Raw genomic sequence first — 17,922 nt, 5'->3', positions numbered from 1 at the left:
CCCTACCCGACATTGACCTACTGAGCCCAGTGCGGCACCCACTCCGGTCCGGTGAAGTGGCCGCATGCTTATCCATCGCCTGGGCTCGTACAGCTGGCTGCTCGCCCCACCGCTGTTCCTGGCCGCGAACGTGATCACCGGGCTGGCGTGGCGGCAGCCGCGGTTCAGCTGGGCCGACAACAACATCAGCGATCTGGGCAATGTGACCTGCGGGGTGTGGGACACCACCCGTCCCCGCCAGGTCTGCTCGCCGTGGCATGCGGCGATGAACAGCGCCATGATCGTCACCGGTCTGCTGCTCGCGCTCGGGGTCCTGCTCACCTGGTCGGCGCTCGGCCGCGGTGCCGCCACCCGGGCGGCGCAGCTGCTGACCCTCGCCGGCGCGAGCGGGTACGTGCTGGCCGGGGCGTATCCGGCGGACGTGGACGAGAACAACCACTTCCTCGCGGCGCTGCTGATCTTCGTACTGGGGAACGGCGGGATGCTGGTGGCCTCGCTGGCCCGGCGGTCCCCGGTCCTCGGCGCGATGCGGGAGGACAGCCTCGCGCTGGGGCTGACCGGCCTGGCCGGCACGGTGCTGTTCCTGGCCCAGGTCGACCTCGGCTTCGGCGTCGGCGGCATGGAACGGGTGGCCGTGTTCCCGCTGCTGGCCTGGACCGTCGTGGTCGCGGTGCGGCTCACGCGCACGTCGGCGGGGGCCGGTCGGCTCCTATGCTGACCGGATGGATCTGGAGTTCAGCGGCGAGCTGTGGTTCTGGCGGGGGCCCGCGCCGTGGCACTTCGTCACCGTCCCCGACGAGCAGTGCGGTGAGCTGGAAGCGGCGTCCCCCTCGGTGACGTACGGCTGGGGGATGATTCCGGTCGCGGCGCGCGTCGGCGCCACCGGCTGGCGGACGTCGCTGTTCCCGAAGGACGGGCGGTACCTCGTGCCGGTGAAGGCGTCGGTACGGAAGGCCGAGGGGATCGAGGTGGGCGAGGTGGTGACCGTCCGCCTCACCGTCGACGTGTGACCGGCGGCGGGTGCGGGCTGCTCAGCTCGCCCGCACTGCGCCGCCGTCGCCGCTGCCCTAGCGGCGGCTATTCCGCCGGGTGGCTCCACCGGCCCCGGTGCACGACCTCGTCGACCGGCCGGCGCCGGTTGCGGAGGTCACGGGGCGGCTCGTCGCTGTAGCCGATCGAGATCGCGCCGATCGGGGTGAACCGCGGCGGCACCCCGAACGCCTCGCGGTACGCCGCGATCCGGTCCACCGGCATGCCGAAGAAACAGGCGCCCAGCCCGGCGTCGACCGCGGTCAGCAGCATCAGCAGGGACGCCATTCCGGTGTCGATGTCCCAGTAGGGGGCGGGCCACCAGGCGTCCGACCGATCGACGAAGCCCTTGTCGGGCTGGGCGTAGCGGTCCAGGTAGGCGTCCTTGTTCGAGTGGGGAACGATCAGCAGTGGCGACTCGACCCGCGCCGCGAACCAGTTCTCGGGCCCGTCGTCGGGCCGTACGGCGTCCCGGAACCGTGCGATGTCGGCCGGGTTGTCGAGCACCAGGAAGCCCCAGCCCTGGGAGAAACCCGCCGACGGCGCCCGCAGCCCGTTGTGGACGATGCGCTCGACGACCTCGGGGGGAACCGGCCGATCCGGGTCATAGCTGCGCACCATGCGTCGCCGCCGGACCACATCCTGAAAGTCCATGACCGCAACCTAGTTGCTCGGCCGGCTTGCCGCGGCCCCGCGCACCGCTGCGAGCGGGTCGCCGACCGGCGCTACCTGCTCATCGTCGTCGTGGGGTTCGCCCTGGCCGGGCTCGGGCCGGTGGACCCACGACCTCCCGGGCCGGGCTTCAGCCTGCTCTCAGGCTGGGCGTGGAAGTTTGCGGCACATGACAATCAACAAACGGTACGAGTCGCCGCAAATGCGGCAGATGCTCAACAAGGTTCCCGAGGTCACGGTCTACTTCTGGGTCATCAAGGTCCTCTCGACCACGGTGGGCGAGACGGCGGCGGACTTTCTCAACGTCGACCTTCATCTCGGCCTGACCGGCACCACGCTCGTCATGACCGTCGCGCTGGTCGCGGTGCTCGTCTGGCAGTTCCGGACCCGGCGCTACGTGGCGGGGGTCTACTGGTTGGCGGTGGTGCTGGTCAGCATCGTCGGCACGCTGATCACGGACAACCTGACCGACGGCCTCGGCGTCCCGCTCGAGGTGAGCACCGCGGTGTTCGCCGTGGCCCTCGGCATCACCTTCACCGTCTGGTACCGCAGCGAGGGCACCCTGTCCATCCACTCGATCGTCACCGCCCGCCGGGAGAGTTTCTACTGGGCGGCGATCCTGTTCACCTTCGCGCTCGGCACCGCAGCCGGCGATCTGCTGTCCGAGGGCTTCGACCTGGGCTACTGGCGGTCCGGGCTGATCTTCGCCGCGCTGATCGCCGTGGTCGGGGCGGCGTACGCTTGGTCGTGGCTGAACCCGATCCTGGCGTTCTGGATCGCCTACGTGCTGACCCGCCCGCTCGGCGCGTCGCTCGGTGACTACCTCTCGCAGGGGCGCGACGACGGGGGCCTCGGGGTCGGCCCCGTGACCACCAGCGGTCTGTTCCTGGCCACGATCGTTGTCCTGGTCAGCTACCTGGGCGTGACGAAGCGGGACGCGCCACTACCGCTTCTCACGCGCGGCGAGAAGGACTTGGCAGCGCGGCGGTGAGCGCCGGCGTCGCCGCCTCCCGCCGTGCCTGGGTCGGCGACGGCGACGCCGACCCAATGGGGAACCGCGGGTCTGCGGAGGGGATGGGAGGGGAACCGGTGCGAGTGCTGGTCGTCGAGGACGAGACCGCCCTGGCGGAGGTGATCCGCGCGGGGCTGGTCGACGAGGGGCTGGCCGTGGATGTGCAGCACACCGGCCCCGGCGGGCTCTGGGCGGCCAGCGAGAACACCTACGACGTCGTCGTACTCGACATCATGCTGCCCGGCCTCAGCGGCTACGAGGTGTGCCGCCAACTGCGCTCTCGCGGGGTGTGGACCCCCGTGCTGATGTTGACCGCGAAGGAGGGCGAGTACGACCAGGCCGACGCCCTCGACCTCGGCGCCGACGACTACCTGACCAAACCGTTCTCCTTCGTGGTGCTGGTGGCCCGGCTCCGCGCCCTGGTCCGCCGGGGCGCCCCCGCGCGCCCGGTCGTCCTGGCCGCCGGTGACCTGACGCTGGATCCCGCGCGGCGGCTGGTCGCCCGGGCGGGACAACCGGTCCGGGTCACCGCCCGCGAGTTCGCGTTGCTGGAGTTCCTCATGCGTCATCGCGGGGACGTGGTGTCCAAGACCCAGATCATCGAGAACGTCTGGGACGCCCACTTCGACGGCGACCCCAACATCGTCGAGGTGTACATCGGCTACCTGCGCCGCAAGATCGACCAGCCGTTCGGCCGGTCGGCCATCCAGACCGAGCGGGGGATGGGGTACCGGTTGGCGTCCGATGGCGGCTGACGGGGGCAGCACTGTCATGGCACGCGGGTCGTTCCGGCGCACGGTTCGGTGGGTGCGCAGCCGCCTGGGGGTACGCCTGCGTTCGGCGTTGGCCGCCGCGGTGGTGGTGGCGTTGGCCTTCGCCGTCGGGGCGGCGGCGTTCGTCTACGTGGCCCGGGCGGACCTCGCCGGCAACGTGGACGCCGCCGCCCGGCAGCGCGCCGCCGAGGTGGCCTCGGCGGTGGCGGCCGGCGACCAGACGGCGATCGCCCAGACCTTGAAGCCCAGCCCAGGGGAGCAGACCCTGGTGCAGATCCTCGGCACCTCCGGTCGGGTTGAGGCCGCGTCGGCCGCGCTCGCCGGCGCCGCGCCGCTGTCCCCGCTGCGCCCCCGCCCCGGCGAGGTGCTGCACGAGCAGCGGATGCTGCCGTTCGCGGACGAGGACCCGTACCGGGTCGTCGCCGAGGGGGTTGCCGTCGGCTCAGGTACGACGATCGTGCTGGTGGCGCAGTCGCTGCGCCCGGTGAACGAGAGCACGGAGGCGGTCGCCGCCATCCTGGCCGCCGGACTGCCACCGATGCTGCTCGTGGTCGGCGCGGCGGTCTTCCTGTTCGTCGGTCGATCGCTGCAGGCGGTCGAGGCGATCCGTCGCCGGGTCGCCGGCATCACCGCCCGCGACCTGCACGCCCGGGTTCCGGTACCGACCGCGCACGACGAGGTGGCGGCGCTCGCCGAGACGATGAACAGCATGCTCGACCGGCTGGACACGGCGGCGGCCAGCCAGCGGCGGTTCGTCGCCGACGCCAGCCACGAGCTGCGCAGCCCGCTGGCCACCCTGCAGGCCGGCCTGGACCGGCTGGCGCTGGCCCCGCTGACCGGCACCACCCCGGAGTTGGTCGGGCTGCTGCGCGACGAGGCCGAACGCCTCGGCCGCCTCGTGTCCGACCTTCTGCTGCTCGCGCGCATCGACGAGCACGGACCCACCCGCCGACACGACGACGTCGACCTGGACGACCTTGCCTACACCGAGCGGAGCCGGATCGCCGCCCGCCGGCCCGACCTGACCGTCCGCGCCCATCTCGCCCCGGTGCGGGTCGCCGGCGATGCCCACGACCTCAGCCGGGCCCTGCGCAACCTGACCGACAACGCCGCCCGACATGCGCGCTCCCAGGTCTCGTTGGAGGTTTCGGTACATGACGGGTGGGGTTGCGTCGAGGTTGGCGACGACGGGCCGGGTGTCCCCGAGGACCAGCGGGAACGCATCTTCGACCGGTTCGTCCGGCTGGACGACAGCCGTGCCCGCGCGGACGGCGGAAGCGGCCTCGGACTGCCGATCACCCGGGAGATCATCGCGGCGCACGGCGGAACGGTGCAGGTGGTGCCGGGGCCGGGCATGACCGTCCGCGTCCTCCTGCCGCTCAGCCGTACCGCGCACTGACCGGCCGTTTCAGGCTCCTCTCAGGGGCCGGCGGGCAGGCTGGCGGCAGCCGGCCGTGCGGGGGAGCCGGGTTGACCAGGAAGCGTTGTGCGATGAACTACCACCTGTTCGAGCTGATCAACGCCGCAGCCGGGCGCAGCGACACGATCGACGACATCTTCGAATGGTCGGCGGTGTGGCTGATCTTCGTCCTCGGCGTCGTGGCGGCGGTGCCCGTGCTGCGCGCCCTTCGGGCCCGACCGGCCGCCGTCGTGCGGGTCGCGGCGGCGCTCGCGGTGGCCTTCGTGGCCGGGCAGGTCGTCGCCGCCGTCAGCACCGAGGTGCGACCGTTCCAGACCCACTCGGTCCACCAGTTGATCCCGCACGCCGCGGGGCCGTCGCTGCCCAGCGACCACGCCACGGCGGCGTTCGCGGCGGCGTTCGCGGTGGGGGCGTTTCTGTCCCGGCGGTGGGGGGTAGCGCTGACAGTGTTGGCCGCCGTCGTCGGATTCGCCCGGATCTGGGCGGGGGTGCACTACCCGGCGGACATTCTCGCCGCGGTGTTCATCGCCGCCGCCGCGGTCGCCGTCGTCCACGCCGGCGGTCGGGCGTACGACCGGTGGGCGCAGCAGCGGCGTCCGCGTCCGACCGTCGGTCAATAGTCGCCCGTTCCCTGCCCCTCATGGAGGTGCCCGTGTCAGTGCCCCAGCCGCTGCTCGCAGCGGGTCCCGCCGTCCTCAACCCGGAGTGGCTGATCTCCAGCTTCGGGCTGATCGGCATCCTGGCGGTGGTCTTCGCCGAGTCCGGCCTGCTGATCGGGTTCTTCCTCCCCGGCGACTCGCTGCTGTTCACCGCCGGGCTGCTCGTCGCCGACGGCCGTTACCTGCACCTGCCGCTGTGGCTGCTCTGCCTGCTGGTGGCGGTCGCCGCCGTCGCCGGCGATCAGGTGGGCTACCTGTTCGGCAGGCGGGTCGGCCCGAGCCTGTTCCGCCGACCCGACTCGCGGCTGTTCCGGCAGGAGAACGTGCAGCGGGCCAACCAGTTCTTCGCCCGGTACGGTGCCCGGTCGATCGTGCTGGCCCGGTTCGTGCCCATCGTGCGTACCTTCACCCCGATCATCGCCGGCGTCTCCCGCATGCACTACCGGACGTTCCTGATCTTCAACCTCCTCGGCGGGGTGCTGTGGGGGGTGGGCGTCACCGTCCTCGGCTACTTCCTCGGCCAGATCACCTTCGTCAAGTCCAACATCGAGGTCATACTCGTCGGCATCGTCGTGGTCTCCGTCCTACCCATCGGCATCCAACTGCTCCGTTCGCGACACAAGGCCGCCGACACCGACCGGGCGGAAGTGGCGCGACGGTGACCTCCTCCACCGTCCAGCAGCGGCGTCTGCTCGTGGCGGAGTAACGCCCTGGCGCGACTCCGCCAGCGACAACTATTCACCGGGCTGCGACGGCAGCGATAGAAACTTTCGCATGTCATCTCCCTTACAGCCCGCTGGTTCCGGCCGGGCCCGGCGTCGGTTGCTCGCCGCGGCGACAGCGGCCGGACTGATCGCCGGCGGCCTCGCCGCGATCCCGGCGCACGCCACCGCGGCAAGCCCCGGTACGGCCCCCAAGACCGCCACCAGGTCCACGCACACCATCACCCTGATCACCGGCGATGTGGTCACGGTGACCACCTCCGTCGGCGGCGCGGAGACGGTCGATGTCGACCGGCCCGACAACGCCACCGGCGGCGTTCACCTCCAGCAGAGCGGCGGTGACCTGTTCGTCCTGCCCGACGAGGCACTGCCCCTGCTGACCAGCAACAAACTGGACCGGCGGCTGTTCAACGTCACCGACCTCATCGAGATGGGGTACGACGACGCGAACACCGCGAGCGTCCCACTCATCGCCACCTACGGGCCGGCAACGGCGCGCGCGGCCAAGCCGGCCGTCCCGCCGGGCACGAAGCTGGTCCGCGACCTGCGGCAGGTCGGTGCCGCGGCGCTGGCGACGGACAAGAAGCAGGCCCGTACCTTCTGGACCACCGTCGCGCCGGTCGCCTCCGGGTCCAGGCCGGCGCTCGGCGCCGGGATGGCGAAGCTCTGGCTGGATGGTCGGGTCACCGCCAGCCTCAAGGAGAGCGTGCCGCAGATCGGTGCCCCGGAGGCGTGGGCCGCCGGGTACGACGGCCGCGGGGTCAAGGTAGCGGTGCTGGACACCGGGATCGACGCCAGCCACCCCGACCTGGTCGACCAGATCGACGGCAAGGTCAGCTTCGTGCCGGGCGAGGACACCTCCGACGTCAACGGGCACGGCACCCACGTCGCCTCGACGATCGTGGGGACCGGCGCGGCCTCCGGCGGCTCGTACAAGGGTGTCGCGCCCGGCGCGGACCTCATCGTCGGCAAGGTGCTCAGCAACGACGGTTTCGGCCAGGATTCCTGGGTGCTCGCGGGCATGCAGTGGGCGGCCGAGTCCGGGGCGGACGTGGTCAGCATGAGCCTGAGCGACTCGACGCTGTCCGATGGGACCGACCCGATGGCGGTCGCCGTCGACACGCTGTCCGCGCAGTACGGCACGCTGTTCGTCATCGCCGCCGGTAACGCCGGGCCGCAGAGCATCGGTACGCCCAGCTCCGCCGCCAGCGCGCTGACCGTCGGCGCGGTCGACAAGCAGGACCGGTTGGCGTACTTCTCCAGCACCGGTCCGCTGGTGCGCAGCGGCGGGCTCAAGCCGGACATCACCGCCCCCGGCGTCGACATCACCGCCGCCCGTTCGCAGCAGATGACCACCGGCTCCGGCCCGTACCGGACGATCAGCGGCACCTCCATGGCCACCCCGCACGTGTCGGGCGCCGCGGCGATCCTGGCCCAGTGGCACCCCGACTGGTCCGGCGCGCAGCTCAAGGAGGCGCTGATGAGCAGCGCTAAGGGGCTGGCCGCGGGATACACGCCGTACGAGGTGGGCACCGGCCGGCTCGACGTCGCCGCCGCCGTACGTACCGGCGTCCGGTCCAGCGGCTCGGTCTTCTTCGGCAACTTCGACTGGCCGCACGAGCCCACCGACGCCCCGGTGACCAAGCAGGTGACGTTCACCAACTCGGGCAGCACCGGGGTGACCCTCAACCTTGCCATCACCGGTGCGGATCGGTTCACGCTGGGCGCCTCCTCGGTGACGGTGCCCGCGGGCGGGAGCGCGACCGTGCCGGTCACCGGGGACCCGACCAAGCCCGGGACCGGCCAGTTCACCGGCTACCTCGTCGGCACCGACGCCGCCACCGGCACCGCCGTCACGCGTACCTCGCTGGGGCTGCTCAAGGAGGACGAGCGCTACGACCTGAAGGTCAAGCTGATCGGCCGGGACGGCAAGCCCGCCGCCTCGACCGTCGTGATCAAGAAGGCCGGCGAGTTCTACCCGTGGGTGCTCAACGTCGACGGTGAGATGACGTTGCGGATGCCGCCGGGCACCTACACGGTCGAGTCGACGCTGGACGTGCCCGGGGAGCAGGCCGACTCGCTCGGCCTCGCCCTGCTGGTGGACCCGGAGACCGTGCTCGACGGCTCCGGAGCCGAGGTGGTGCTGGACGCGAGCAAGGCCCGCCTGCTGAACACCGTCGCACCGCAGCGGAGCCAGGACCGACAGCGCAAGCTCGACTACACCGTGAAGTACGCCAACGGCGACAGCTTCCGCGACGGGTTCATCGTGCCGATCAAGTACGACGACCTCTACGTCACGCCGACCGAGAAGGTCACCCAGGGGTCGTTCACGATGGCCACCCGGTGGCGCAAGGGCGAGCCGCAGCTGAGCGTGGACGTCCCGGGCCTGCCGCCCGTGGACGTCACGGTCCAGCCGGGCAGCACGGTCACCGCCGGCCGGGAAACCCTGCCCGCGGTCTACGCGGGCACCGGTGCGGCGAGCGAGTACGCCAAGCTCGACGCGAAGGGCAAGGCCGTGGTGGTCACGCGCAGCGACGCGGTCAGCGCCAAGGACCGTACCGCCGCCGCCGTGGCGGCCGGGGCGAAGCTGCTGCTGGTCGTCAACGACGGCGTCGGCGTGCTCAACGAAGTTGTGGGCCCGTCGCCGATCCCGGTCGCCACCGTGCACCGCGACGCCGGAGCGCGACTGATCGCCCTGGCCAAGACCGGCACGCTGCCCCTGATCACTAACCAGGTGCCGTACGCGAGCTATGTCTACGACCTGACCCGAAACTACACCGGGCAGGTGCCGGACAAGGCGCTCACCTATCACCCGAGCCAGCAGGACCTCGCCCGGATCGATGCGCACTACTACAACATCACGAAGGGCATGGAGGGCGGCGGCTACCGGTACGACGTCACCTTCACCCCGTCCCTCGGCTTCGCGGAGCGGGAGTGGCACCCCGCCACCCGTACCGAGTGGGTCACCCCGGGCCAGGTCTGGCACGAGTCGCACGTTCAGGGCACCTGGACGGACACGGCCAACCGCAACACGTACGCCAAGGGCAGCACCACCCGGCAGGACTGGTTCGCCCCGGCGATCCGTCCGGCGTTCAACCGGGCGTTCGCGGTGCAGAACAGCCGCTACCGCGACTACATGACCATCAACGTGCAGGCCTGGAGCCCGTCCGGTGATGGCCTGGAGCACGGCGGCAACCTGGAGTGGGGCTCGGTGCCGACCAACCTGAAGCTCTACCAGGGCGACCAGAAGCTGTACGAGAACAAGTACTCGTCGAGCATGCAGTGGCAGTCGGTGCCGGCCGGGACCCTGCCCTACCGCATGGTGCTGGACGCGTCGCGCCCGGCCGAGCAGTGGCGGCTGTCGACCCGTACGCACACCGAGTGGGACTTCGTCTCCAGCTCCAACGAGTCGGACAAGTTCGAACCGTTCGCCCTGCTGCAGATGGAGTACCGCCTCGACACCGACCTGCACGGTGACGTGCAGGCCGGCACCACCGAGCAGATCCGCCTCAAGCCGATCCCCCAGGCGGGCGGCGGCCCCAGCACCGGCAACGTCACCTCGGTAACCCTCGAGGTGTCGTACGACGACGGCGCCACCTGGCAGCAGGTGACACTCAGCAAGGACGCCGGCTGGTGGAACGGTGCACTCAAGCTGGCGAAGCAGCCTGGCGGCTTCGTCTCGGTGCGGGCCAGCGCCACGACCGACGCCGGCTTCAGCATCAAGCAGGAAATCATCCGGGCGTACGGCCTGCGGTGAGACCGTTCGAGGGGCCCCGGGACGGCAACGTCCCGGGGCCCACCCCAGCTGGCCGCCCGACGCCCGGAGCTGTTCAAGATCTATCACGGTGGCGCATACTCATACACCAGCAACGGGTGGAGGGGAGGCGTCCGCCGATGCTGGGTGCGTTGGGGCTGACCAGTGATGAGGAGTCCGTCTACCGCCAACTGGTCGGGCGGGCATCCGCCAGCTCGGTCGACCTCGCGGATGCCACCCGCCTGACCGAAGCGGCGGTCGAAGCGGCGTTGTCGCAACTGATGGCGGACGGGCTGGTGAAGCGCACGCCCGACGGCGAATTCTCGGCCGCGCCGCCCGCGGTGGCGCTCGGCGCGCTGATCAGCGAACGGCGGGACGGCCTGCACACCGCCGAGCTGGCGCTGGTCACCCTCGCCGAGGAACACCGCGTGGCGATGGCTGGCCGGAGCATCAGCGAACTGATCGAGGTCGTCACCGGAGTCGACGGCATCCGACACCGGTTCGCGCAGGTGCAGCACGCGGCCCGGGCTCAGGTACGAAACTTCGTCACCGCGCCGTTCGTCGCCGTGCCCCCGGGCACCAACAACCTGGAAACCGTGATGATGGACCGCGGGGTGGAGTATCGGGTCGTGCTGGAACGGGCGGCGCTCGCCGAACCCGGCATGATCACCGAGACCGTCACATCGCTGCGCAAAGGCGTCCAGGTACGGGTGGCCGAGTCACTGCCGATCAAGCTCGTGCTGGCCGACGAGGAACTGGGCCTGGTGCCGCTGACCGTCGAGTCGGGCGGCGAGCCCGGCGCCGTGCTCCTGCACCGCAGCGGCCTGCTGTCCGCCATGGACGCGTTGTTCGAGATCGTGTGGCGTCACGCCCACCCGCTCGACGTGTCGGCACTGGGCGGGCTGACCGATGGGGATGTCACCTCAGTGGACCCGAACGGTCCGACGGAGCTGGACCGGAAGATCCTGGCGCTGCTGCTGGCCGGGCTCACGGATCAGGTCGTCGCCAGCCAGCTCGACGTCTCCTTGCGGACCCTGCAGCGTCGGCTGCGCCACCTGATGGACCTTGCCGGGGTGAAGACCCGGATGGAGCTGGGCTGGTACGCCGCCCGCCACGACTGGGCGTAACTCCCGCAGCCGGGGAAGGACAGCTGTCCGCCGTCCCGCAGGTCTGACGAGGCCAGCCATTGATCCCTTCGCTAAACCGGTCTAGCATCTCCCAAACCGGTTTAGCGACCAGCGTGGTCGCCCGGGCGGGCACGGGAGGGGGATCGAGCTGGTGACCCAACGCCGACCGACGATCACCGACGTCGCCCGTGCCGCCGGAGTCTCCAAGGGCGCGGTCTCCTTCGCCCTCAACGGACGGCCCGGGGTGGCCGAGGAGACCCGCCGGCGGATCCTGGCGGTGGCGAAGGAGCTGGGCTGGACCCCGAGCCACCGCGCCCGGGCCCTGTCCGCCTCGCGGGCGTTCGCCGTCGGGTTGGTGCTCGCCCGCCCGCCGGAGCTGCTCGGCGCCGACCCGTTCTTCCCCGCCTTCATCGCCGGCGTGGAACGCGTCCTCGCCGAGCGGAACCAGGCGCTGGTCCTCCAGGTCGTCACCAACCGGCGGGCCGAGAACGACGGCTACCGGCGGCTGGCCGCCGACGGGCGGGTGGACGGCGTGTTCCTGCTGGACCTGCGGGTCGCCGATCCACGGATCGCCCTGCTGGAGGAGCTGCGGCTACCCGCCGTCACCCTCGGCCGTCCCGACATGGCCAGCCCGTTCCCGGCGGTGCTCGTCGACGACCGGCCGGGGATCACCGCCGCCGTACGGCATCTGGTGGGGCTGGGGCACCGGCACGTCGCGCACGTGGCCGGGCCGGAGCACTTCCTGCACGGCGCGGCGCGGCGGGACGCCTGGGAGAACGCGCTTCGGGACGCCGGACTGCCGCCCGGCCCCTGTGTGCCCTCCGACTTCTCGGCGGCTGGGGGAGCCCGCGCCACCCACCAGCTGCTGGACCTGGCCGACCCGCCGACCGCGGTCATCTACGCCAACGACGTGATGGCGATGGCCGGCATGGCCGTGGCCCGGGAACGCGGCCTCGACGTCCCCGGCCAGCTCTCGGTCACCGGCTTCGACGACACCGAGCTGGCCGCCCACATCAGCCCGGCACTGACCAGCGTCCGGACCGACCCGTCCGGCTGGGGCGGCGTCGCCGCCCGTACGTTGCTCGACCTCATCGACGGCACCGGCGGCCCGGACGTCGAGATGCCTCCCGCGCAGCTCGTCGTCCGCGCCTCCACCGCTGCACCACCACCACCCACACCACACCAGTCGCCGTGACCCGCCGCCCGGGCATCGCCCAGGCCTGGTCGCTGCAGCGTCACGGCAGTCGAGATCGGAGACCGATATGAGACGTACCGTCCCCGCCGCGTTCCTGGTCCTCTCCCTCGGCCTCACCGCAGCCTGCGGCGACGGCGACTCCGGCACCAAGGCCGACTCCTCGGCCAAGGGGCCGATCACCATCTGGCTGTCGAACAACAAGGAGGAGTTGGCCTGGGGCAAGGCCATGGTCGAGGCGTGGAACGGCCAGCACGCCGACCAGAAGATCACCGCCCAGGAGCTCCCGGCCGGAAAGTCCTCCGAGGAGGTCATCGGCGCGGCGATCACCGCCGGCAACGCGCCGTGCCTGATCTTCAACACCGCGCCGGCCGCCGTGCCGCAGTTCGAGAAGCAGGGCGGGCTGGTCGCGCTGGACGACTTCGACGGCGCCGCCGACTACATCAAGCAGCGCACCGGTGCCGCCGCCGACCAGTACAAGTCCCCCGACGGCAAGTTCTACCAGCTGCCCTGGAAGTCCAACCCGGTGATGATCTTCTACAACAAGGAGATCCTCGCCAAGGCCGGCGTGGACTCGGAGAACCCGCCGCTGTCCACGTACGACGACTTCCTCGCCACCGCTCGTAAGATCAAGTCGTCCGGCGTCGCGCCCGCCGCGATCTACCCGGCCCCGAGCAGCGAGTTCTTCCAGTCGTGGTTCGACTACTACCCGCTGTTCGCCGCGGAGACCGGCGGCAAGCAACTGGTCGAGAACGGCAAGGCCCAGTTCGGCTCGCCCGAAGGGCTGCGGGTCGCGGAGTTCTGGAAGAAGCTCTACGACGAGGGCCTCGCGCCGAAGGAGAAGTACAACGGCGACTCGTTCGCCGACGGCAAGGCCGCGATGGCCATCGTCGGCCCGTGGGCGATCGCGGTGTACGGCCAGAAGGTGAAGTGGGGGGCGGCCCCCGTGCCGACCTCCGCGGGCAAGCCCGCGGCCGAGGTCAAGACCTTCAGCGACGCCAAGAACGTCGCCATGTACTCGGCCTGCAAGAACCGCGCCACCGCGTGGGAGGTGCTGAAGTTCGCCACCAGCAAGGAGCAGGACGGCGCCCTGCTGGACGCCACCGGCCAGATGCCGCTGCGGGCCGACCTGCCCTCGACCTACCCGGACTACTTCGCGAAGAACCCGGCCTACCAGACCTTCGCCGAGCAGGCCGGGCGCACCGTCGAGGTGCCGAACGTGCCGAACTCCATCACCATCTGGCAGACGTTCCGGGACGCGTACTCGGAGTCGGTGATCTTCGGCAAGCGGCCGGTGGCCGACGCGCTCGGCGACGCCGCGAAGAAGGTCGACGGGCTCGCCGGCCAGCGATGACCGTCCACCTCACCCGGGGTACGCAGCCGCGCCCCGGCCACCGACGGGTGACGGCCCTGCTCGGCCGTCACCCGGTCGGGCTGGCCCTGATGGCCCCGTACGCGGCCTACCTCCTGCTGGTCTTCGCGTACCCGTTCGGGTTCGCCGTCTGGATGAGCTTCCACGACTACTTCTTCGCCGCGCCCGGAGCCCAGGTCGAGCGTCCCTTCGTCGGCCTGGAGAACTACCGCACCGTGCTCGGCGATCCCGGGGTCCGGCAGGCGTTCGGCAACATCCTGGTCTTCCTGCTGATCAACGTCCCGCTCACCGCGGCGCTGGCGCTCACCCTCGCCGTGGCGCTCAACCAGGCCATCCGGGGGCGCACCTTCCTGCGGGTCGCCTACTACGTGCCCTACGTGACGGCCAGCGTCGCCGTGGTCGGGGTGTGGCTGTTCCTGTTCAGCTCGGACGGCCTGGTCAACACGCTCCTCGGCCCGCTCGCCCCGGACCCGTCCTGGCTGGTGAACGAGACGCTGGCGATGCCGCTCATCGCGGTGTTCGTGGCCTGGAAGCAGTTGGGCTTCTTCATCCTGCTCTACCTCGCCGCGCTGCAGAACGTCCCGAAGGAGCTGTACGAGTCGGCCGCGGTGGACGGGGCGGGCGCCTGGCAGCGGTTCCGGTCGGTGACCGTACCGGCGGTCCGCCCGGCCACCACCCTGGTGGTGATCGTGGCGACCGTCACCGGCGCGAACCTCTTCACCGAGCCCTACCTGCTGACCGGGGGCGGCGGTCCCAACGGGGCCTCCACCTCGCCGGTGCTGCTGATGTACCAGCGTGGCCTCGAGCAGGGCGCGCCGGACGTGGCGGCGGCGATCGGGGTGCTGCTCGTCGTCGGCGTCGTCGCCCTATCGATGATCAACCGTCGGCTGCTGGAAAGGTCCTGACATGTCGACCCGGACCCTCGGCGCACCCGAGACCGCGCCCGCCGTCGAGCCCGTGGCCCGCCGCCGCACCGGCACCCTCGGGCGGGTGCTGCGGGCCGCGGCGCTGACCGCCTTCGCGTTGGCCTTCCTCTTCCCCTTCTACTACATGTTCATCGGGTCGTTGCAGGCCGAACCGGACACCTCGCCGGCCGGAGCGTTCCCCACCGGCGGCCTCACCCTGGGCAACTACCGGGAGATCAACGCCGAGATCCACCTGCTCCGGTCGCTGGTCAACTCCGGCATCTTCACCGGCGGGGTCATTCTCGGCACGGTCGTGTTCGGCCTGCTCGCCGGCTACGCGCTGGCACAGCTCAGCTTCCGGGGCCGCGGCGCGCTGTTCAACCTGGTCCTGCTGGTCCAGGTGGTGCCGTTCCAGCTCCTCCTGATCCCGCTGTACGTGCTGATCGTGCGCGGCTACGGGCTGGCCGACTCGTATCTCGGCATGATCCTGCCGTTCCTCATCAACACCACGGCGGTCTTCGTCTTCCGGCAGTTCTTCCTGCAACTGCCGCCGGATCTCTTCGCTGCCGCCCGGGTGGACGGCGCGAGCGAACTGCGCATCCTGTGGTCGGTCGCGCTGCCCCTGGTCCGTCCGGCCCTGCTGACCGTGGTGCTGCTGACCTTCATCGGCCCGTGGAACGAGTTCCTCTGGCCGTTCCTGATCACCAAACAGACCGACATGCAGCCGCTGGCGGTCTCGCTCGCCAACTACCTGAGCAACGTCGCCGCGCGGGCCGCCAACCCGTACGGGGCGGTCCTGGCCGGCGCCTGCGTCCTCGCCGCCCCGGCGGTGGCGCTGTTCGTCGCCTTCCAGAAGCACTTCACCTCGACCAACATCGGATCTGGCGTAAAGGGTTGAATCGTTGACTGTCTCCACCGCCGTCCCGTACACCCTCACCCGACTGGGCGTCGTCATGGCGCCCGAAGCGGGGGAGCCGCTGGAAGCCGAGGGGGTGCTCAACCCGGCCAGCGGACGTACCCCGGACGGGACGCTGCACCTGCTGCCACGGCTGGTCGCCGCGGGGAACGTGTCCCGGGTCGGGCTCGCCGAGGTCGAGTTCCACGACGGCGTACCGGCCGGGGTGGCCCGACGTGGCGTGGTCCTCGCCCCCGACGAGGGCTGGGAGCGGGGCTTGAACAACGCCGGGGTCGAGGATCCGCGTACCACCTGGGTGCCGGGCCTCGGCCGGCACCTGATGACGTACGTCGCCTACGGCCCGCTGGGCCCGCGCCTGGCCCTGGCCGTCTCCGCCGACCTGCGCCACTGGCGGCGGCTCGGCCCGGTGCAGTTCGCGTACCAGCCGGGTCTGGACACCGACCTGAACCTGTTTCCGAACAAGGACGCGGTGTTCTTCCCCGAGCCGGTGCCCGGCCCGGACGGCCGCCCCTGCTACGCGATGCTGCACCGACCGATGTGGGACCTCGGCTGGTTCCGTCCCGGCGAGGGGGTGCACCTGCCGGCCGGGATCACCGACGAGCGCCCCGGCATCTGGATCTCCTACGTCCCCGCCGAGGAGGTGCATGCCGACATCAGGGCGCTGGTGGGGCTGCGTGACCACCGTTGCGTCGCCCTGTCCGAGTTCCCCTACGAGGAGCTGAAGATCGGCGCCGGCCCGCCGCCGGTCCGGGTGGCGGAGGGCTGGCTGCTCATCCACCACGGGGTGACTGGCCACATCCCCGACACCTTCGACCCCAGCACCCAGCAGGTCGAGTACGGGGCCGGCGCGATGCTGCTCGACCCGGCCGATCCGGGCCGGGTGCTGGCCCGTACCGCCGAGCCGATCCTGGTGCCCGAGACCGAGGACGAGCGCTCCGGCACCGTCCCGAACGTGGTCTTCCCGACCGCGATCGAGGAGGTGGACGGGGTCCGCTACGTCTTCTACGGCATGGCCGATGCCAAGATCGGCGTCGCCCGGCTCGACCGTGTCCGGTGAGCCGGGCCCGGCCGCCCCGCGTGACCGGGTCGCCGGGGCGGCTCCGGTGACCGGCCCCGCCCCGCTGCGCCTCGGCGTCGTCGGGGCCGGCGGGTTCGCCACCTTCCTCACCGGCGCATTGCGGGACCTGCCGGAGGTGACGGTGACCGTGGTCGCCGACCCGGACACCGACCGGGCCGCGCGGCTGTCCGGGATCCTGGCCGCACGGCCGGTGCCCGACTGGCGGGCGCTGGTCACCGCCGACGACGTGGACGTCGTGGTGGTGGCCACCCCGCCGGCCGGGCACGCGGAGACCACCCTCGCGGCGCTGCGCGCCGGCCGGCACGTGTTCTGCGAGAAACCCCTGGCCATCACCGCGGACGAGGCCGTCGCCATCCGCGACGCGGTCGCCGCCACCGGCCGCGTCCTCGTGGTCGACCACGTGCTGCGCTACAACCCCGTGCTGCGGGCGCTGGCCCGGCTGCGCGACCGCCGGTTCGCCGTGCCGCCCGGGTCCGACCCGCTGCTCGGCCCGGTCCGGCGGCTCGCCTTCGAGAACGACGCCAGCGACGAGGACCTCGGCCCGGAGCACTGGTTCTGGGACGAGCGGGTCAGCGGCGGGATCTTCGTCGAGCACGGCGTGCACTTCTTCGACGCCGCCGACGCCCTCGTCGGCGCGACCCCCGAGTCGGTGCAGGGCATCCTCGGCCACCGCACCGGCGCCGACCTGGTCGACCTGGCGGTCGCCACCACCCGCTACCCGGACGGTGCCGTGGCGACCTTCGCCCACGGCTTCAGCCACGCCCACCGCTGCGAGCGGCAACTGATGCGGATCGACTTCGGCACCGCCGAGGCGCGGGTGACCGGCTGGATCCCCGTTCACGCCACCCTCGACCTCTGGACCGACGACGCCGGGGCGGCGCTGGTCGAGCACCTGCCCGCCCGGGCCGCGGACCTGCTCGCCGTCGAGGGGCACCGGTTGCGGGACGCGGCCGTCACGGTGACGGTGCACCGGCACGCCGGCCCGGCGGACGCCCGGGAACGGGGCCGGCCGCGGCAGCTGCCGCACCACTGCCGGATCACCCTCGACCTCGGCGGCGAGGCCGCCAAACCGTACGTCTACGCCGAGAGCGTGCGGGCCGCCATGCACGACCTGGTGCGTTGCGTCCGCACCGGTGACCGGCCCGCCGCCGGAGTCACCGAGGGTGCCACCGCGGTCACCGTCGCCGCCGCGGCCGCCCGCTCCGCCCGCGAGGGCCGCACCGTCCACCTCGGACGCTCCGCGTAGCACACGCCCCACCACCGACCGCCCGTCCCTGACCGAGGAGGTTCT

General features: G+C 71.5%; 16 protein-coding genes. 15 read left to right on the top strand and 1 reads right to left on the bottom strand.

Annotated elements, in window-relative coordinates; genetic code table 11:
* Positions 1–64 precede the first annotated feature (64 nt).
* Positions 65–718 carry a DUF998 domain-containing protein gene (locus FXF52_RS19175; RefSeq protein WP_148798461.1) on the top strand — a complete coding sequence of 218 codons (654 nt, stop codon included), beginning with the start codon at positions 65–67 and terminating at the stop codon, positions 716–718.
* A gap of 4 nt (positions 719–722) precedes the next feature.
* A complete protein-coding gene (locus FXF52_RS19170; protein ID WP_148798459.1) occupies positions 723–1,010 on the top strand; it encodes a DUF1905 domain-containing protein in 288 nt (95 codons plus the stop codon).
* Between the two features lie 67 nt (positions 1,011–1,077).
* On the opposite strand, the gene FXF52_RS19165 is transcribed toward FXF52_RS19170, so the two are convergent.
* Entirely contained in the window at positions 1,078–1,683 is a 606-nt protein-coding gene (locus tag FXF52_RS19165) for a nitroreductase family protein (RefSeq protein ID WP_148798457.1), read from the bottom strand.
* A gap of 187 nt (positions 1,684–1,870) precedes the next feature.
* Here FXF52_RS19165 and FXF52_RS19160 point away from each other — a divergent pair, with 187 nt between their 5' ends.
* The 13 genes from FXF52_RS19160 (at position 1,871) to FXF52_RS19100 (ending at position 17,877) form a co-directional block, all read left to right on the top strand.
* Positions 1,871–2,692: a hypothetical protein gene (locus FXF52_RS19160; RefSeq protein ID WP_222870569.1), complete on the top strand. Its 822-nt coding sequence runs from the start codon at positions 1,871–1,873 to the stop codon at positions 2,690–2,692.
* A 98-nt stretch (positions 2,693–2,790) separates the two neighbouring features.
* Positions 2,791–3,468, top strand: coding sequence for a response regulator transcription factor (locus FXF52_RS19155; RefSeq protein ID WP_148798455.1), 678 nt, complete (start codon positions 2,791–2,793; stop codon positions 3,466–3,468).
* A 52-nt stretch (positions 3,469–3,520) separates the two neighbouring features.
* Positions 3,521–4,885: a cell wall metabolism sensor histidine kinase WalK gene (locus FXF52_RS19150; RefSeq protein WP_187413589.1), complete on the top strand. Its 1,365-nt coding sequence runs from the start codon at positions 3,521–3,523 to the stop codon at positions 4,883–4,885.
* Positions 4,886–4,977: 92 nt separating this feature from the next.
* Positions 4,978–5,526, top strand: a complete 549-nt coding sequence (locus FXF52_RS19145; RefSeq protein ID WP_148798451.1) for a phosphatase PAP2 family protein — start codon at positions 4,978–4,980, stop codon at positions 5,524–5,526.
* Positions 5,527–5,558: 32 nt separating this feature from the next.
* Entirely contained in the window at positions 5,559–6,227 is a 669-nt protein-coding gene (locus FXF52_RS19140) for a DedA family protein (RefSeq protein WP_370518002.1), read from the top strand.
* A gap of 112 nt (positions 6,228–6,339) precedes the next feature.
* A complete protein-coding gene (locus FXF52_RS19135) occupies positions 6,340–10,044 on the top strand; it encodes a S8 family serine peptidase (RefSeq protein WP_148798447.1) in 3,705 nt (1,234 codons plus the stop codon).
* A 137-nt stretch (positions 10,045–10,181) separates the two neighbouring features.
* The gene (locus FXF52_RS19130; RefSeq protein ID WP_148798445.1) at positions 10,182–11,168 is read left to right on the top strand and encodes a helix-turn-helix domain-containing protein; all 987 of its coding nucleotides are present in this window, start codon (positions 10,182–10,184) and stop codon (positions 11,166–11,168) included.
* A 151-nt stretch (positions 11,169–11,319) separates the two neighbouring features.
* Positions 11,320–12,363: a LacI family DNA-binding transcriptional regulator gene (locus tag FXF52_RS19125; RefSeq protein ID WP_187413588.1), complete on the top strand. Its 1,044-nt coding sequence runs from the start codon at positions 11,320–11,322 to the stop codon at positions 12,361–12,363.
* Between the two features lie 67 nt (positions 12,364–12,430).
* Positions 12,431–13,714, top strand: coding sequence for an extracellular solute-binding protein (locus FXF52_RS19120; RefSeq protein WP_148798441.1), 1,284 nt, complete (start codon positions 12,431–12,433; stop codon positions 13,712–13,714).
* Positions 13,711–14,637: a carbohydrate ABC transporter permease gene (locus tag FXF52_RS19115; protein WP_148798439.1), complete on the top strand. Its 927-nt coding sequence runs from the start codon at positions 13,711–13,713 to the stop codon at positions 14,635–14,637. The genes FXF52_RS19120 and FXF52_RS19115 overlap by 4 nt, the downstream gene beginning before the upstream one ends.
* Position 14,638: 1 nt before the next feature.
* A complete protein-coding gene (locus FXF52_RS19110) occupies positions 14,639–15,535 on the top strand; it encodes a carbohydrate ABC transporter permease (RefSeq protein WP_148798438.1) in 897 nt (298 codons plus the stop codon).
* 4 nt (positions 15,536–15,539) lie between these two features.
* On the top strand, positions 15,540–16,610 hold the full coding sequence (locus FXF52_RS19105) for a hypothetical protein (RefSeq protein WP_222870568.1): 1,071 nt from the start codon (positions 15,540–15,542) through the stop codon (positions 16,608–16,610).
* Complete coding sequence (locus FXF52_RS19100; RefSeq protein ID WP_148798436.1) at positions 16,570–17,877, top strand: Gfo/Idh/MocA family protein; 1,308 nt, start codon at positions 16,570–16,572, stop codon at positions 17,875–17,877. Before FXF52_RS19105 ends, FXF52_RS19100 begins: the two co-directional genes overlap by 41 nt.
* The last annotated feature ends 45 nt before the right edge of the window (positions 17,878–17,922 follow it).

The sequence above is a fragment of the Micromonospora sp. MP36 genome (assembly GCF_008119785.1).
Taxonomy (GTDB): domain Bacteria; phylum Actinomycetota; class Actinomycetes; order Mycobacteriales; family Micromonosporaceae; genus Micromonospora.
Note: the sequence above shows the minus strand (reverse complement) of the source record. Positions and strands in the feature narration are given on the sequence as shown.